The 14,661-nt window shown below is 76.6% G+C and carries 18 protein-coding genes and 1 tRNA gene; 8 read left to right on the top strand and 11 right to left on the bottom strand.

The features are described 5' to 3' along the window. Positions 1 to 64 precede the first annotated feature (64 nt). The 7 genes from BMZ33_RS22650 to galU all read right to left on the bottom strand — a co-directional run bounded on the left by BMZ33_RS22650 (position 65) and on the right by galU (position 5,480). Positions 65 to 670, bottom strand: coding sequence for a signal peptidase I (locus tag BMZ33_RS22650; protein WP_169064128.1), 606 nt, complete (start codon positions 668 to 670; stop codon positions 65 to 67). Continuing rightward, the gene (locus BMZ33_RS22645; protein WP_136697260.1) at positions 667 to 1,320 is read right to left on the bottom strand and encodes a hypothetical protein; all 654 of its coding nucleotides are present in this window, start codon (positions 1,318 to 1,320) and stop codon (positions 667 to 669) included. The genes BMZ33_RS22650 and BMZ33_RS22645 overlap by 4 nt, the downstream gene beginning before the upstream one ends. 196 nt (positions 1,321 to 1,516) lie before the next feature. Continuing rightward, positions 1,517 to 1,590, bottom strand: a tRNA-Ala gene (locus tag BMZ33_RS09960). A gap of 66 nt (positions 1,591 to 1,656) precedes the next feature. Beyond that, positions 1,657 to 2,334 carry a hypothetical protein gene (locus BMZ33_RS09955; protein WP_169064127.1) on the bottom strand — a complete coding sequence of 226 codons (678 nt, stop codon included), beginning with the start codon at positions 2,332 to 2,334 and terminating at the stop codon, positions 1,657 to 1,659. A gap of 177 nt (positions 2,335 to 2,511) precedes the next feature. Then, the gene (locus BMZ33_RS09950; RefSeq protein ID WP_280139203.1) at positions 2,512 to 3,066 is read right to left on the bottom strand and encodes a GNAT family N-acetyltransferase; all 555 of its coding nucleotides are present in this window, start codon (positions 3,064 to 3,066) and stop codon (positions 2,512 to 2,514) included. A 73-nt stretch (positions 3,067 to 3,139) separates the two neighbouring features. Next, on the bottom strand, positions 3,140 to 4,531 hold the full coding sequence (gene glp, locus BMZ33_RS09945; RefSeq protein WP_091109363.1) for a molybdotransferase-like divisome protein Glp: 1,392 nt from the start codon (positions 4,529 to 4,531) through the stop codon (positions 3,140 to 3,142). 31 nt (positions 4,532 to 4,562) lie between these two features. Then, positions 4,563 to 5,480, bottom strand: a complete 918-nt coding sequence (galU, locus tag BMZ33_RS09940) for a UTP--glucose-1-phosphate uridylyltransferase GalU (RefSeq protein WP_091109362.1) — start codon at positions 5,478 to 5,480, stop codon at positions 4,563 to 4,565. A 121-nt stretch (positions 5,481 to 5,601) separates the two neighbouring features. Between galU and BMZ33_RS09935 the strand changes: the two genes are divergently transcribed. From BMZ33_RS09935 to BMZ33_RS09925, 3 genes are read left to right on the top strand one after another with little or no spacing between them, the layout of a single operon-like run. After that, entirely contained in the window at positions 5,602 to 6,195 is a 594-nt protein-coding gene (locus BMZ33_RS09935; RefSeq protein ID WP_091109361.1) for a 5-formyltetrahydrofolate cyclo-ligase, read from the top strand. 39 nt (positions 6,196 to 6,234) lie between these two features. Then, a complete protein-coding gene (locus tag BMZ33_RS09930; RefSeq protein ID WP_091109360.1) occupies positions 6,235 to 7,572 on the top strand; it encodes an SLC13 family permease in 1,338 nt (445 codons plus the stop codon). An 18-nt stretch (positions 7,573 to 7,590) separates the two neighbouring features. Beyond that, complete coding sequence (locus BMZ33_RS09925; RefSeq protein ID WP_091109359.1) at positions 7,591 to 8,769, top strand: CaiB/BaiF CoA transferase family protein; 1,179 nt, start codon at positions 7,591 to 7,593, stop codon at positions 8,767 to 8,769. A gap of 21 nt (positions 8,770 to 8,790) precedes the next feature. Here the strand turns inward: BMZ33_RS09925 and BMZ33_RS09920 are convergent, their stop codons facing one another. Then, the gene (locus BMZ33_RS09920; protein ID WP_169064126.1) at positions 8,791 to 9,252 is read right to left on the bottom strand and encodes a VOC family protein; all 462 of its coding nucleotides are present in this window, start codon (positions 9,250 to 9,252) and stop codon (positions 8,791 to 8,793) included. A 109-nt stretch (positions 9,253 to 9,361) separates the two neighbouring features. Beyond that, entirely contained in the window at positions 9,362 to 9,856 is a 495-nt protein-coding gene (locus tag BMZ33_RS09915; protein ID WP_091109358.1) for a MarR family winged helix-turn-helix transcriptional regulator, read from the bottom strand. A 391-nt stretch (positions 9,857 to 10,247) separates the two neighbouring features. Here BMZ33_RS09915 and BMZ33_RS09910 point away from each other — a divergent pair, with 391 nt between their 5' ends. Both BMZ33_RS09910 and cpaB read left to right on the top strand, forming a co-directional pair. After that, entirely contained in the window at positions 10,248 to 10,601 is a 354-nt protein-coding gene (locus BMZ33_RS09910; RefSeq protein ID WP_091109357.1) for an FmdB family zinc ribbon protein, read from the top strand. Between the two features lie 85 nt (positions 10,602 to 10,686). Continuing rightward, entirely contained in the window at positions 10,687 to 11,298 is a 612-nt protein-coding gene (cpaB, locus tag BMZ33_RS09905; protein ID WP_091109356.1) for a Flp pilus assembly protein CpaB, read from the top strand. Positions 11,299 to 11,321: 23 nt separating this feature from the next. On the opposite strand, the gene BMZ33_RS09900 is transcribed toward cpaB, so the two are convergent. Further along, positions 11,322 to 12,014 (bottom strand): YbaK/EbsC family protein, encoded by a 693-nt coding sequence (locus tag BMZ33_RS09900; RefSeq protein ID WP_169064125.1) that lies wholly within the window; start codon positions 12,012 to 12,014, stop codon positions 11,322 to 11,324. Between the two features lie 102 nt (positions 12,015 to 12,116). Between BMZ33_RS09900 and BMZ33_RS09895 the strand changes: the two genes are divergently transcribed. Genes BMZ33_RS09895 through BMZ33_RS09885 form a run of 3 tightly spaced genes read left to right on the top strand, consistent with a single transcriptional unit; the run spans position 12,117 to position 13,713 of the window. Further along, positions 12,117 to 12,476: a VOC family protein gene (locus tag BMZ33_RS09895; protein ID WP_169064124.1), complete on the top strand. Its 360-nt coding sequence runs from the start codon at positions 12,117 to 12,119 to the stop codon at positions 12,474 to 12,476. Further along, positions 12,473 to 12,895 (top strand): PaaI family thioesterase, encoded by a 423-nt coding sequence (locus BMZ33_RS09890; RefSeq protein WP_169064123.1) that lies wholly within the window; start codon positions 12,473 to 12,475, stop codon positions 12,893 to 12,895. The genes BMZ33_RS09895 and BMZ33_RS09890 overlap by 4 nt, the downstream gene beginning before the upstream one ends. Then, positions 12,892 to 13,713 (top strand): phosphotransferase, encoded by an 822-nt coding sequence (locus tag BMZ33_RS09885; RefSeq protein WP_091109354.1) that lies wholly within the window; start codon positions 12,892 to 12,894, stop codon positions 13,711 to 13,713. The genes BMZ33_RS09890 and BMZ33_RS09885 overlap by 4 nt, the downstream gene beginning before the upstream one ends. Here BMZ33_RS09885 and BMZ33_RS09880 read toward each other — a convergent pair. Further along, complete coding sequence (locus BMZ33_RS09880) at positions 13,683 to 14,645, bottom strand: MSMEG_6728 family protein (RefSeq protein WP_091109353.1); 963 nt, start codon at positions 14,643 to 14,645, stop codon at positions 13,683 to 13,685. The two genes, BMZ33_RS09885 and BMZ33_RS09880, sit on opposite strands and share 31 nt — an antisense overlap. Positions 14,646 to 14,661 lie beyond the last annotated feature (16 nt).

The raw sequence follows: 14,661 nt of genomic DNA, 5'->3' as shown, positions 1-14,661 counted from the left end.
GCGGTACCGGCCTCCTGGTGTCATCGGCCCCGCGGCGCGGTTGTTGAGCGGGGTGGCCGACGGGTCAGACGGCGGTGCGCACGGCCGGGGCGCCGAGCCGGTCGGCGGTGGTGCGGCCCCGCGGTGCGGGGTCGCGGTCGGCGGTGGTGCGGCCCCGGCCGCCGCCGGACCGGCCGGCGACGACGACGGCGGCCGCGGCGAGCAGGACGGCGGTCCCGCCGATCGGGCCCCACCGCCCCTCGGCCCGCCAGTACGCGGGGAGGCCGATGTAGGGCACGCGCAGCTGCACCTCGCCGATGACGCTGGCCGCCGGCACGTGCGTGGTGTCGTTGCTCTGGTTGGCGTCGCCCCGGGTGACCAGGGCACCCCGCTCGTCGAAGGACACCAGCCGGTGCACCACGAGCCGGTCGGCGCCCGAGGGATCGGGGAACAGCAGGATCTGTCCCGGCTCGAGGTCCTGCACGGCGACCGGCCGGGTCAGCACCACGTCGCCCTCGGCCAGCCGCGGGGCCATCGAGCCGGAGACCACCACGTGGCCCTCGAAGCCGACGAGCCGGGGGGCCAGGGCCAGGACACCCAGCCCGGCGACCGCCACCAGGGCGACCGCCACGGCGACCCGGGCGGTGGCGGCGGCCCGGGACGGCCACGAGGGAGCGGGAGGCGTGGTCACGTGTTGCGCGCCTCCCACGTGATGGTCGCGTCGGACCGGGTCCGCTGCGCGTTGTTGTCGTCCTTGACCAGGTAGGAGATGCGCAGGGTCAGCGACACGCCGGGGGCGACCGGGGCGCCGAGCGACAGCCCGGTGGCGTAGTCGGCGCGGGTGCGCAGGCTGGTCAGCGTGGCCGCCTGGTCGGCCAGGGCGTCGTTGGCCTGGCGGGTGTTGAACAGGAACGTCGGAGTGGCGTTCGCGGTGAAGCCGGCGGTGCAGTCGGCCGCCACCGGGGTCGACGCGCTCACGTTCTGCCCGCGCTCGACGCTCATCACGAGGAAGTTGTCGAGGGTGGTCGCGCCGCCGGCCGGCGTGCCGACGTACATCCGGATGTCGGCGGCGACGTCGCCGGTGTAGTCGAGGCGGATGCAGCGGGACCTGGCGGCACCGGGGACGAGACCGGTCTCGACGGTGCTCTGGAAGAGGGCCGTGTTGCTGTCGTTGTCGGCCAGCACGACGCTGCCGGTCTGCCAGGAGTTGCCCGGGTTGGCGGTGCTGGCCGAGAAGGCCGCGTGGGTCGAGCTCCAGGTGAGCGCCATGCTCAGCACCAGACCCACGGGGACCGCGCCGGCCAGCACGGATCGGCGACCGCGGCGCAGGGAGACGCGCACGATGCCTCCTTCACGTGGGGGACGCAGGGGATCTGCGTGCTGGACACAGCAGGCATCGGCGTCCCGGCGCGCGCCCTGAGGGCAGCGGCGGGAGGGGTCACCCGACCGGGTGAGTCGGGGGTGACGGGGGCGGCACGGCCGGGCCCGGAGACACCTCAGGCCGGGCCCGCGTGGGCCCGGCCTGAGGTGGGACGGGTGGAGCTGAGGGGATTCGAACCCCTGACCCCCTCGATGCGAACGAGGTGCGCTACCGGACTGCGCTACAGCCCCGACGCGGACGAGCTTACCGCCCGCCCGCCCCGGCACCGCGACGGGGGCGGCGCCGGGGAGTCGTCGCTAACCGTTGACGACGCGGGGCTGGTAGAGGTCCACGTCGGCGAAGCCGATGTCGTCGTCGTCGAGGCCCACGACGGCGCTGTCCTGCCAGCCGGCGGGCGCCGGGGTGCGGGCGGCGACGACGCGGCCGGGGCGCAGCGGGTGCACGGGGGCCAGCGGCAGGCTCGGGTGCGGCAGGCCGACGGTCGAGTGGACCTCCTCGACCACGGGCTCGGCGTGCAGCGGCTCGGCGACCGGACGCGGGGCCGGCCGGGCGACGGGGCGCACCCGGGCGGCGGCGCGGGCGGCCCGGCGCGCGGCGGCCTGCTCGCGGCGGACGGCGGCGCGCAGCACCACCAGGTAGCCGACCAGTGCGACGTCGAGCAGCCCCTGGAGCACCCACAGCCACGGCGAGACGAGCAGCGCGCCGGCCAGCGCGAGCGCCGTCAGCGCGACCAGCCCGGCCAGCGTGCGCCGGCGGACGGCGTGCACGTCGACCCGCAGCTCGCCGGTGCGGCGCAGCGTCTCCCGGTCGACCGAGACCCGCTCCGTCGCCGCGGAGCGGACCGGGTCACCGGCCCGCCGGCGCTGCAGCGTCCGGCCCGCGCCGACCTCCGCACGGGACGACGACGTGTCGCGGGTCACCACCATGGGCACCAGCACCACGAACCACAGCACGACCAGAGCGGCGAGCAGCACGCCTGACCCCATCGAGAACACCACCCGTCACACGAGTCACTTGCCGCGGCAGGTTATGCACGCGCCTCACCAGGACGAGGGAGGCGCGCGGGCGTGTCGCCGGAGTGTTGTGGGACGGGTGGGGCGCCGACGGCGGCGTGTCGGTACGGAGTCACCCGGACACGTTCGGTCAGCGTGCTAGGCGCGGGGGGTGAGGGACAGCCAGCGCCCCAGGACGCCGCCCGGGAGGTCCTCGGCCAGCAGCGCGTAGGACAGGTGGTCGCGCCAGTCGCCGTCGATGTCGAGGTAGCGGCGCAGCAGCCCCTCGCGGCGGAACCCGAGCCGCTCGACCAGCCGCTGGCTGGGCAGGTTCTCCGGCCGGATGTCGGCCTGCAGCCGGTGCAGCCCGGCGGCGCCGAACGCGTGGTCGCACACCAGCGCCACGGCCAGCGAGGCCATCCCCCGGCCGGCCACCCCGCGGTCGATCCAGTAGCCCAGCGACCCCGACCGCAGCGCGCCGCGCACCACGTTGTCCACGGTCACCTGCCCGGCCAGTCGGCCCTCCACCCGGACGGCGAAGGGCAGGGAGCCCCCGCTCCGGGCGCGCCGGGCCACCGAGCGGCGCATCGCCCGGTAGGCCGCGGGCGTGTGCCGCACCGACCACGCCACCCCGGCCGAGGGCTCCCACGGCCGCAGCCAGCTCTCGTTGGCCAGCCGCAGTCGGCTCCACTCGCCGGCATCGCCCCGGCGCAGCGGGTGCAGCTCGACCGGCCCGTGGGAGAGGTGGGCGGGCCAGCCGGGGTGCTGCAGGGGGTCGAGGTCCAGCTCAGCCGCCCAGCAGCAGCGGCATCACCGTCACCAGCCCGCCCTCGGCGACCTCGGTGACGTCCTCGTCCAGGACGATCAGGCAGTTCGCGCGGGCCATGCGGGCCAGCAGCGCCTCCTCGCCGTCGCCCAGCGGCTCGACGACGTAGCCGCCGTCGGGGTGGCGCATGACCTGGCCGTGCAGGTACTGCCGGTAGCCCAGCGGCGAGACCAGCCGCTCGGCCGAGATGGCCTGCACCGTGCGGCGGAACAGCTGCCGCTTGCCCAGCATCGAGCGGATGGCGGGGCGGACGAAGACCTCGAAGGAGACCAGGGCGGCCACCGGCTCCCCGGGCACGCGGATCACCGGCACCTCGTCACGGCCCAGCCGGCCGAAGCCCTGCACCGCGCCGGGGTACATCGTCACCTGGCGCGAGCGCATCGGGCCGAGCTCGGCGAGCACCTCCTGCACCAGGTCGCCCTCCGCGGCCGGCGTGCCGGCGACGAGCACCAGGTCACTGCGCAGCAGCTGGCTCTCCAGCACCTCGGTCAGCCGGCGGCGCTCGGTGGGCAGGATCCCCCAGCGGTAGGCCGAGGCCCCGGCGTCGCGGGCGGCGGCGGCCAGCGCGTAGGTGTTGACGTCGACCACCTGGCCCGGCGCCGGCTGGGTGGTGATGTCGACCAGCTCGCTGCCCGCGGACAGGACGGCGACCCGCGGGCGCGGGCGCACCTGCACCCGGTCGCGGCCGACGGCGGCCAGCAGGCTGATCTGCGCGGGACCGATCGGCATCCCGACGTGCACGGCGGCGGTGCCGGGCGAGACGTCGTCGCCGGCGCGGCGCACGTAGCTGCCCGCGGCCGGGCCGGCGTGCACCTGCACCCGGACGACGCCGCCGTCGGTCCACACGGCCGGGACGACGACGTCGGCGCCGGCGGGCAGCATCGCCCCGGCGGCGACCTTCTGCGCCAGGCCCGGGGGCAGCGACGTCAGGCCCGCGGCCCCGGCCACGCTCTCCCCCACCACGGCGAGCTCGACCGGCGCGTCGGGCGCGGCAGCGGCGACGTCCTCGGCGCGGACGGCGTAGCCGTCGAGGGCGGCCTGGTCGAAGGCCGGCAGCGCGCGGGCGCTGACCACCTCCTCGGCGCAGAGCAGCCCCTGCGCGTCGAGGACGGCCAGCTCGATCGGCTCGGGCTGCGGGACCGCGGCCAGGATCTCGTCGAGGTGGGCCTCCACCGACCGCAGCTCCGGCTCCGGCTCGGGCGCCGGGCGCGGCGGGGGGACCCGGCCGCGGTCGATCGCCGCGGTCGCGTGCGCGGCCGGCGCCGGCGGGTCGACCGTGGCGCCGCTGCGCAGGTCCAGCGCCGTCGTGTCCCGGGGTGCCGCCGGGGCCCCGCCCGGGCTGTGCTCGCTCATCGCCTCGATGGTCCCCCCTGCGGGGGCCGGGTCAGGCCTGCGACGCGCCCTCGGCGGGCAGGTCGGCCACGAACTCCGTCAGCCACGTGCGCAGCGCGGGGCCGAGGTCCTCCCGCTCGACGGCCAGGCGGACGACCGCCTTGAGGTAGTCGAGCTTGTCCCCGGTGTCGTACCGGCGGCCGTCGAAGACCACGCCGTGCAGCGGCTGCCCGCGCTCCACCAGGGTGGCCAGCGCGTCGGTCAGCTGGATCTCCCCGCCCCGGCCGGGCGGCGTCTCCCGCAGCACCTCGAACACCTCGGGGGCCAGCACGTAGCGGCCGATGATGGCCAGGCTGCTGGGCGCCTCGTCGACCGGCGGCTTCTCCACCAGGCCGGTGACCGTCACGACGCCCTGCTGGGTGTCCTCCTGGATGGCGACCGCGCCGTACTTGTCGATGTTCTCCCGGCCGACGTCGAGCAGCGCGATCACCGAGCCGCCGTGCTCGGCCTGCACGGCGAGCATCTGCTCGAGCAGGTGGTCGCGCGCGTCGATCAGGTCGTCGCCGAGCAGCACGGCGAAGGGCTCGTTCCCCACGAAGGCGGCCGCCTGCAGCACCGCGTGGCCCAGGCCACGGGCCTCGCCCTGCCGGACGAAGTGCACCTGGGCCACCTCGGTGGACTCCGCGACGGCGGCCAGCCGGGCGGCGTCGCCCTTCTTCTCGAGCGCCGCCTCGAGCTCGGGGGCGCGGTCGAAGTAGTCCTCGATCGCGGCCTTGTTGCGCCCGGTGACCATGAGCACCTCGGCCAGCCCGGCCCGTGCGGCCTCCTCGACGATGTACTGCAGGGCCGGGCGGTCGACGACCGGCAGCAGCTCCTTGGGCACCGCCTTGGTGGCGGGGAGGAACCGGGTGCCCATCCCGGCGACGGGGATGACGGCCTTGCGCGCCGAGGGGGTCCGCGAGCTCTCCACGCCGGGAGCCTAGCCACCGCACCGCACCCCACCTCGAGGCGGCCGGGAGCGGCGCGCGCGGCGGCCCACGGGGGCGCGACCGTTCCACCGGGCGGCCGGGGCCGGGCTCTAGCCTGCTGCGGTGACCGCCCCGCAGGACGTCGAACCGGTCAAGGCGGCCCTGCGCGACCGGGTCCGGGCCCGACGCCGGGACCGCTCCCCCACCGAGCGCGCGACGGCCGCGGCCGCGGTCACCACCGCACTGCTGCGGCAGCTGGCGAGGGTGCGCACCCTCGCGGCCTTCGTCCCCGACGAGACCGAGCCGGGCCACGGCCGGCTGCCGGCCGCGTTCACCCAGCTCGGCGCGCGGGTGCTGCTGCCGGTGGTCCCCGACGGCGACCCGCAGCTGCACTGGGCGGTGGACACCGGTCGGCTGGCGCCGGGCCGCTTCGGGCTGCTCGAGCCGGTCGGGCCGCGCCTGGGACCGACGGCGATCGGGGCCGCGGAGGTCGTCGTCGTCCCCGCGCTCGCCGTCGACCGGACGGGCACCCGGCTGGGCCGGGGCGGCGGCTACTACGACCGGGCGCTGCAGCACGTGCGCCGGGACGCCGTCGTGGTGGCGCTGGTCTTCGACGACGAGCTGGTCGACCGGCTGCCGGCGCTCGACCACGACCGGCCGGTCAGCGCCGTGGTCACCCCGGCCACCGGCTGGGAGGCCCTACCCGCCGGTAGGTGACACGGTGGGCCGACCCGTCGCAGAGGACAGGGAGACCGCGTGTCACCGGAGATCGTCACCATCCTGGCGCTCGTCGCGATCTTCGCGATCGCCACGTTCCTGCCGATCAACATGGGCGCGCTGGCCTTCGTCGCCGCCTTCGTCGTCGGGACCCTCTCGGTCGGGCTGAGCACCGACGACATCCTCGCCGGCTTCCCGGCCGGACTGGTGCTGACCCTGATCGGCGTCACGTACCTGTTCGCCATCGCGCAGAACAACGGCACCGTCGACCTGCTGGTGCGCGGCGCGGTGCGCCTGGTCGGGGGCCACGTGGCCGCCATCCCCTGGATCATGTTCCTCGTCACCGCGGTGCTCACCGCCATCGGCGCGCTCTCGCCGGCGGCGGTGGCGATCATCGCGCCGATCGCGCTCACGTTCGCCGCCCGGCACGGGATCAGCCCCCTGCTGATGGGCATGATGGTCATCCACGGCGCCCAGGGCGGCGGCTTCTCGCCGATCAGCGTCTACGGCGTCACGGTCAACGAGATCGTCGAGGAGTCGGGCCTGCCGAGCAACCCGCTGGCGGTCTTCCTGGGTGCCCTGCTGTTCAACCTGGCCATCGCGCTGGTCCTGTTCTTCGTCCTCGGCGGCCGCCGGCTGCTCGGCCGGAAGGTGGCCGCCGAGCCCCTGGCCCACACCGAGCACGCGCACGGCACCCTCGTGCGCGGGCACGGTGCGGCACCCGGGCCCGGGGTCGGCGGGGACGACGACGAGCACGTCCACCCCGACCGGCCCCGCCCGGTCTCCCTCGAGCAGGTCCTCACCCTCGTGGGACTCGTGGTGGTCGCCGTCCTGGCGCTGGTGTTCGACCTCGACATCGGGTTCGTCGCCATCACCGTCGCCGTCGTCCTGGCGCTGTTCTCCGCCCAGCGGCACAAGGGGGCGGTCACCCAGATCAGCTGGTCGACCGTGCTGCTCATCGCCGGCGTGCTGACCTTCGTGTTCGTCCTGCAGGAGGCGGGGACGATCGACTACGTCGGCGATGCGGTCATCGGGCTGGGTGCGCCGCTGCTCATCGCGCTGCTGCTCGCCTACATCGGCGGCGTGGTGTCGGCCTTCGCGTCCTCGACGGCGATCATCGGGGTCGCCATCCTGCTCGCGGTGCCGTTCCTGGAGGCGGGGGCCATCAGCGCCGTCGGCGTGGTGGTGGCCCTGTCGGTGGCCTCCACGATCGTCGACGTCAGCCCGTTCTCGACCAACGGCGCGCTGGTGCTGGCCAACGCGCAGGACGTCGACCGGGACCGCTTCTACAAGCAGATCCTCGCCTACTCCGGGATCGTCGTGGTCGTCGGGCCGTTCCTGGCCTGGCTGGTCTTCGTCGTCCCCGGCTGGCTCTGAGACCCCCGGAGGGCTGTCGTGACCGGACCGCTGGACGGCGTGCTCGTCGTCGACCTGACCCGCGCGCTGGCCGGCCCGCACGCGGCGATGATGCTCGGCGACCTGGGCGCCCGGGTGATCAAGGTGGAGAACCCCGGCAGCGGGGACGACACCCGCGGCTGGGGGCCGCCGTTCGTGCAGCCGGACTCCGGTGACCGCGAGTCGACGTACTTCCTGTCGGCCAACCGCAACAAGGAGTCGGTCACCCTCGACCTCAAGGAGGCGGGCGACCAGGACCTCCTGCGCGAGCTGGTCCGCCGCGCCGACGTGCTGCTGGAGAACTTCCGCCCCGGCACGCTGGCCCGCCTCGGCTTCGGCACCGACGTGCTCGCCGAGCTCAACCCGCGCCTGGTCACCCTCTCGATCAGCGGCTTCGGCCACGACGGCCCCGAGGGCAGCCGGGCCGGTTACGACCAGATCGCGCAGGGCGAGGCCGGGCTGATGTCGCTCACCGGGCCCGGCCCGGACGACCCCCAGCGGGTCGGCGTGCCGATCGGCGACCTGCTGGCCGGCATGTACGGCGCCTACGGCGTGCTCGCCGCGCTGCACGAGCGGGAGCGCACCGGCCGCGGCCAGGTGGTGCGCACCTCGCTGCTGGCCGCGATCGTCGGCGTGCACGCCTTCCAGGGGACGGCGTGGACCGTCGGCGGGCAGGTCGGCCGGGCGCAGGGCAACCACCACCCCTCGATCGCGCCCTACGGCCTGTTCCACTGCAAGGGCGGCAGCGTGCAGCTCTCCTGCGGGTCGGAGGGGCTGTGGCGGCGGCTGTGCACCGAGTTCGGACTGGACCCCGAGGCCGACGGCCTGGCCACCAACGGCGAGCGGGTGGGCAACCGGCAGCGGGTGATCGAGCTGCTCGAGGGCGTCTTCGCCGACACCGACGCCGAGAGCCTGCTCGCCCGGCTGGCCGCGGCCGGCGTCCCCGCGGGCAAGGTGCGGACCATCGACGAGGTCTACGGCTGGGAGCAGACGCTGTCCCAGGGCCTGCTCGTCGACGTCGAGCACGCCACGCTGGGCCGGCTGCAGCTGCCCGGCCCGCCGCTGCGCTTCTTCGCCCCGGGCCCGGACGGCGAGACCGAGACGACCCGCCGCGACCACGGCGCGCCGCCGGTCCTGGGCGGGTCGAACGAGGGCATCCGCGCCTGGCTGGCCTCCTGAGCCGTCGCGGCGGTGATCAGGTCACCTGACCGTCGCGCGTCCTCCCCCACGGTGGGCGGTCGGGGAGGACGCGCTGCCGTGAGGGAGGACGGGGATCAGCGGCCACCCGACGGCCGGCGCCACTGGTCCACCCGTCGTCGGGCACGGCGCGCTACGAGGTGCTGCCGGGCGCGCAGGTCCCGAAGCTCCACTCCCGCCCCTCGGGGTCGAGCAGGCGCGCGCGGCGGTGCCCTCCTCGGTGTCCCGCGGGGCGAGGACGGCGGTGCCGCCGGCCGCCACTCCGCGGGCGAAGCGGTCGTCGACGCCGGCCGCGTCGTCGAGCACCAGGTACAGGCCGGGACCCGCGGAGTGTCCGACCAGCGGCGGCCGGGTGTAGTCGGCGTCGTGGCTCGCGACCATGGGGACGACGTCGTCGCAGCGGACCTCCGCGTGGGCGACCGTGCCGTCCTCGGCGTCGGCCCGCCGGACCACGGTGGAGCCCACGGCCTCCATCCAGCGCAGGGCGGCCGGGGCGTCGCGGTGGCTCAGCTAGGCGGCCGGTCGCGCTCCCACGGCCGCGACCTGCTCGCGCTCCACCTCCCCCCGGAAGGGATCAGCCGGCGACGTCGCTGCCGTGCGCCACCCGCCGGCTGGCGTCGGGGTCGAGGCCCTGGACGACGGTCTCCAGCACCTCGCACAGCGCCTGCGTCTGCTGTTCGGTCAGCGGGTCGAACAGCGCGGCGCGCACCGCCGCGACGTGCCCCGGAGCGACCGACCGGACGACGTCCCAGCCGGCGTCGGTGAGGACGGCGAGGTTGCCGCGGCCGTCCTCGGTGGAGCGCTCACGGCGGACCCAGCCGCGGTCCTCGAGCCGGGCGACGGTGTGCGACAGCCGGCTCTGCGACTGGTTGGCCCGCCGCGCCAGGTCGCTCATCCGGCGGCTGCGCCCCGGCGCCTCCGACAGCATCGCGAGCACGATGTAGGCGGCGTGGGTGAGCCCGGCGTCGCGCTGCAGCTGGGCGTCGAGCTCGCGGGGCAGCAGCTCCGCGGCGGTCAGCCACGCCCGCCACGCGCGCTGCTGCGTCTCGTCCAGCCAGGGCGGTGTCACGCGCCGGAGGTTACCGGCGCGTACGCGTCCGTTCCGCCACGCGTGGTGCGGCCGTGGACGACGCCGACCTGCGAAGGGCCCGTGCGTGTCGGCGAGCGGCACCGCTGCTCGCGGCGCCCGGGGCCGGGTCAGTCGCCGTCCGCGTCACCGGAGCCGCGGTCGCCCCACGGCACCGGGTCGACTCGCCATGGCGCCGGCCTGGCACCTGCGGGTGCCGCGGTCCCGCCCTCGTCGGTGATCTCACGCGCGCCCGCCACGGAACCCACACTCGCCGACGGTGCGTGGACGGCGGGCCCGAGGTGTCGCATCATTGGCAGTCGAGGGTCCCGAGTGCCAGCCCGAGGGCAGGGGCGCCCGACCCGCCCACCCCCGCCCGACCAGGAGAACCGCCGTGCCCACGTACCAGTACGCCTGCACCAACGCCGAGGGCAAGCACGAGTTCGAGGTCGTGCAGTCCTTCACCGACGCCCCCGTGGCCGAGTGCCCGACCTGCGGCGCCCCGGTGCGCAAGGTCTACGGCTCGGTCGGCGTCGTGTTCAAGGGCTCGGGCTTCTACCGCACCGACAGCCGCGCGAAGGCCTCGTCCTCGGAGTCGTCGGGCTCGTCGTCCTCGACCTCCTCGTCGGAGTCGTCCTCGTCGGAGTCGTCCTCGTCGACGGCGGCGCCGAAGAAGGAAGCGGCCTCGACCCCGTCGAGCAGCCCGTCGTCGTCCTCCTCGGGCGGGTCGAAGGCCGCCGCCTCCTGACGGGGGCGCGTCCACAGCCGGGCGCGGCGTCCACAGCCGCCCCGCTCCCCTCCCCCCGGTCGTGCGGGACGGCCAGCCTGGGCCCGTGCCGCGCCTGCGCCGACCCCGCTCCCCCGTCCTGCTGCTGCGCCGCCTCGTCGCCGCGGCCCTCGTCGCCGGGGCGCTCGTGCTCGCCCTGCGGCCGCCACCCGCGCCGGCGGCGCCCCCGCCGCCCGGGACGCCGGTGGTCACCGCGGCCACCGACCTGCCGGCCGGGGCGGCCCTGACGGCGGCGGACCTCGGGACCACCGAGCTGCCGGCCGGCGCCGTCCCCGCCGGGTCGGCGACCGACCCCGCCGTGCTCGCCGGGCGGGTGCTCGCCGCGCCGGTGCGGGCCGGGGAGCCGCTCACCGACGTGCGCCTGGTCGGTCCCGGCCTGACCGCGCTGCTGCCGGCGGGACAGGTCGCCGCGCCGGTCCGCCTGGCCGACCTCGCCGTCGCCGGGCTGGCCGGAGCGGGCGACCGCGTCGACGTGCTGGCCACCGCCCCGGGCGCGACCCGGGCGGAGGTGGTCGCGCGGGCCGCGCCGGTGCTGGCCGCGACGCAGGGCGACGACGGCGGGCTGCTGGTGCTCGCCGTCGACGAGGCCACCGCCGCCGCTCTCGCCGCCGCGGCCACCACCGCCACGCTCACGCTGAGCCTGCCGGGGCCACCGTGAGGCGGTCCGGGGACGACGGCCGGCTAGACGGTCCCCCAGTGCGGAGGGCGGTCCTCGAGGTAGCGCCGGTCCTCGTCGCGCTCGCCGGGCCGCTCGCCCCAGCCCACGTCGCGGTCGTCGGGCGCCCGCTCCGGCGGCAGGGCCGGCGCCGGTCGCGGCGCCTCCTCCACCGGCAGTCCCAGGCCCTCGACCACCTCGGCGGCCGCCAGGGCGGCCAGTGCCGAGCCGGGCAGGGCCAGCTTGGCGCCGCGCGTGCCCGAGCCGACGACGACGACGTCGGCGGCCGCCACCGCGGCGTCGACGAGCACCGGCCACCCGTCGGGCAGACCGACCGGGGTGATGCCGCCGTAGGCCATCCCGGTCTCGGCCACGGCGACGTCCTGCGGGGCGAAGGACGCCTTGCGGGCGCCCAGGTGCCGCCGCACCAGGCCGTTGACGTCGGCACGGGTGGTGGCCAGCACGACGCAGGCCGCCAGCGTGGTCTGCCCGGCGCGGCGCGCGGCGACGACCACGCAGTTGGCCGACGCCTCGGGCGGCACCCCGTAGGCCTCGGTGAAGGCGGCGGTGTCGGCCAGCTCGTCGTCGACCGGGGCGACCCAGGCCGGCCCGGGCAGCGCGGACAGCGCGGCGGCCACGGGCCCGCCGAGGAGGTCGGGGCGGTCCCGGGCGGGGAGCCAGGTCAGCGAGCCGAGCACGGGCGGGGCGGGGTCGGTCACGGGTCCGATCCTGCCTCGTGTCCTGCCCCGTGGCCGGATCCCGGCGGAGGACGGCCGGTTCCCGGCGGGTGCGCCGCACCGGCAGCCAGCAGGATGGGGACCATGATCGGTCAGCTCCACTCCGTCGTGATCGACGCGCCAGACGCGCACGCGCTCGCCACCTTCTACGCCGACCTGCTCGGGATGGAGGTGAGCAGGGGCGGACCGGGCGACGACTGGGTCGTGGTCACCGGCCAGGGGTACCGGCTGGCCTTCCAGCAGGCGCCGGACCTGGTCCCCCCGGACTGGCCCGCCCCCGCCCGGCCCCAGCAGTTCCACCTCGACGTCTACGTCACCGACATCGACGAGGCCGAGCCGAAGGCCCTGGCGCTCGGTGCCCGCACGCTGCCCGGCGGCGGCGGGGACTTCCGCGTCTACGCCGACCCGGTGGGCCACCCCTTCTGCCTGGTGTGGGACGCGTGAGCGGGCCCGAGCTGCCACGGGTGGACCGCGCGTCGAGCAGCGCCTTCGTCGCCGCCACCGGCTTCGAGCCCGAGGAGATGACCGGCACCCGGGTCACCGGCACCGTCGAGCTCGGTCCCGACCAGCACACGCCCTGGGGCGTGGTGCACGGCGGCGTCTACTGCGCGGTCGTCGAGTCGGCGGCATCGATCGGCGCGAGCGTCGCCGTGGCGGACCGCGGCCAGTTCGCCGTCGGGGTCAACAACAGCACCGACTTCCTGCGGCCGGTGACCGCCGGCCGGCTGCACGTGCTCGCCGAGCCGGTGCAGCAGGGCCGCACCCTGCAGCTGTGGCTGGTGCAGCTGACCCGCGCCGAGGACGGCAAGCTCGTCGCGCGCGGCCAGGTCCGGCTGCAGAACGTGCCCCTGCCGGAGGCGTGAGCACCCGTGCCGTCCGCGCGGCGGCCGCCGCCTCCGCTGTGGCCGCCGCGCACGGCGTCCGGGTGCGCGGACCGCGGGTGCTGCACGACGGGGTGAACGCCGTGGTGCACCTCGCGCCCGCCCCGGTGGTCGCGCGGGTGGCCACGCTGACGCCGCTGCTGCGCCCCGACCCCACCCGGCCGTTCGGCCGGGAGGTGGCACTGGCCGGCGCGCTGGCCGCGGCCGGGGCCGCCGTCGTCGCGCCCAGCGACCTGGTGCCACCCGGCCCGCACCGGCACGACGGACTGGTGCTCACCTTCTGGAGGCACGTCGAGGTGCTGCCACGGGCGCCGGGCCCGGCCGAGGTGGCCGCGGCGCTCACGGACCTGCACGCCGCCCTCCGCGACCTCCCCACCACCGGCAGGCCGCTGGACACCCCGCTCGACGACCTGGCCGCCTTCGTCCGGCACGCCGGCGACTGGGGCGTGCCGGAGGCCGTCCGCGCGCGGGTGGCGGAGGACGTCGAGCGGCTGCGGCCCCGGCTGGACGGCGGGCCCGGGCAGGCGCTGCACGGCGACGCGCACCCGGGCAACCTGCTGGCCACGCCGCGGGGGTGGTGCTGGACCGACCTCGAGGACACCTGCCCCGGCCCGGTCGCCTGGGACCTCGCCTGCCTGCGCAGCACCTCCCGGCTGGACGGCCGGGCGGCCCTGGACGCGGTCGGCGGGCCGTCCGACGCCGAGCTCGCGCCGTGGCTTGAGCTGCGGCGGCTGCACGCGCGGGCGTGGACGACCGTGGTGCAGGGCGGCTACACCAGCGGCAGCGCGGGCTCGCGGTAGGTCGTGCCGGCCTGCGCCGGCGGCAGCACCTCCGGGTCGACGACGACGGAGAACAGCGCCCGCGGGTCCTGCAGCGTCGCCGGCGGCCGGGCCGCGGCGCGCGGCACGACGCGGTCCCAGCGGGCCGGGCGGCGGTGCGGGAGCAGCTCGCGGCCCTGGAACAGGTAGTCGCCGAGAACCTCGCCGACCAGCAGCCCGGCGCCGTGCTCGATGGGCAGCGCCACCGGGTCGCCCGGGCGGATCTCGTCGAGGAAGGTCGACAGCTGCCGCAGGTCCTTGCTCGGCCGCCGTCCGGAGAGCTCCTTGGCCAGGGCGCGCAGCTCCGCCGGCGAGAGCCCGGTGGCGTCGACGTCGACGCCCGACTGGGTGCCCAGCCCGACGACGCCGGCGGCCAGGCAGGCGCCGAGCTCGTTGTGCGCCCGCGGCCGCACGACCCACACCCGGGTCCCCTCGGGCTCGGCGGCGGGTGGCACGTCGTCGGCGCCCGGCCACACGTAGGGCAGGTCGTCGGGCTCGGTGCCGAACAGCGGCTGAAACAGCGGCCGGTAGAAGTCCGGGTCCTTGGCCAGCAGGTTCGACCGGTGCGACCGGTGCACCGCCTCGTCGCCCACCCACGAGGGCAGCAGGCCGGCGCGGGCGAGCTCGTCCTGGGTGGCGCCCTCGACGTCGGGCGCGAACTCGGCGATCAGCGTGTGCGTGCTGTCGGCGAACCCGCGCTCGCGCCACACCCGCACCGCGGCCAGGCCGTAGACGACCAGAGCCGCCGTCCGCCCCCGCCACATGTGCACGACCGGGTGCGAGGTCCAGCCGTAGTCGGGCAGCTCGAGGGCGCGCAGCACCTGCAGCGTCTCCACCCGCTGCTTGCCCAGGCGCGGCGAGTCGAGCAGCCGCGCGCTCTCCTCGAAGTCGGCCACCGGCAGGAAGGTCTGCATCGCGGGCCTTCCTGCC

It is taken from the genome of Geodermatophilus dictyosporus (genome assembly GCF_900115505.1).
GTDB classification, from domain to species: Bacteria; Actinomycetota; Actinomycetes; order Mycobacteriales; family Geodermatophilaceae; genus Geodermatophilus; species Geodermatophilus dictyosporus.
This window is presented reverse-complemented; position numbering and strand designations above follow the sequence as displayed.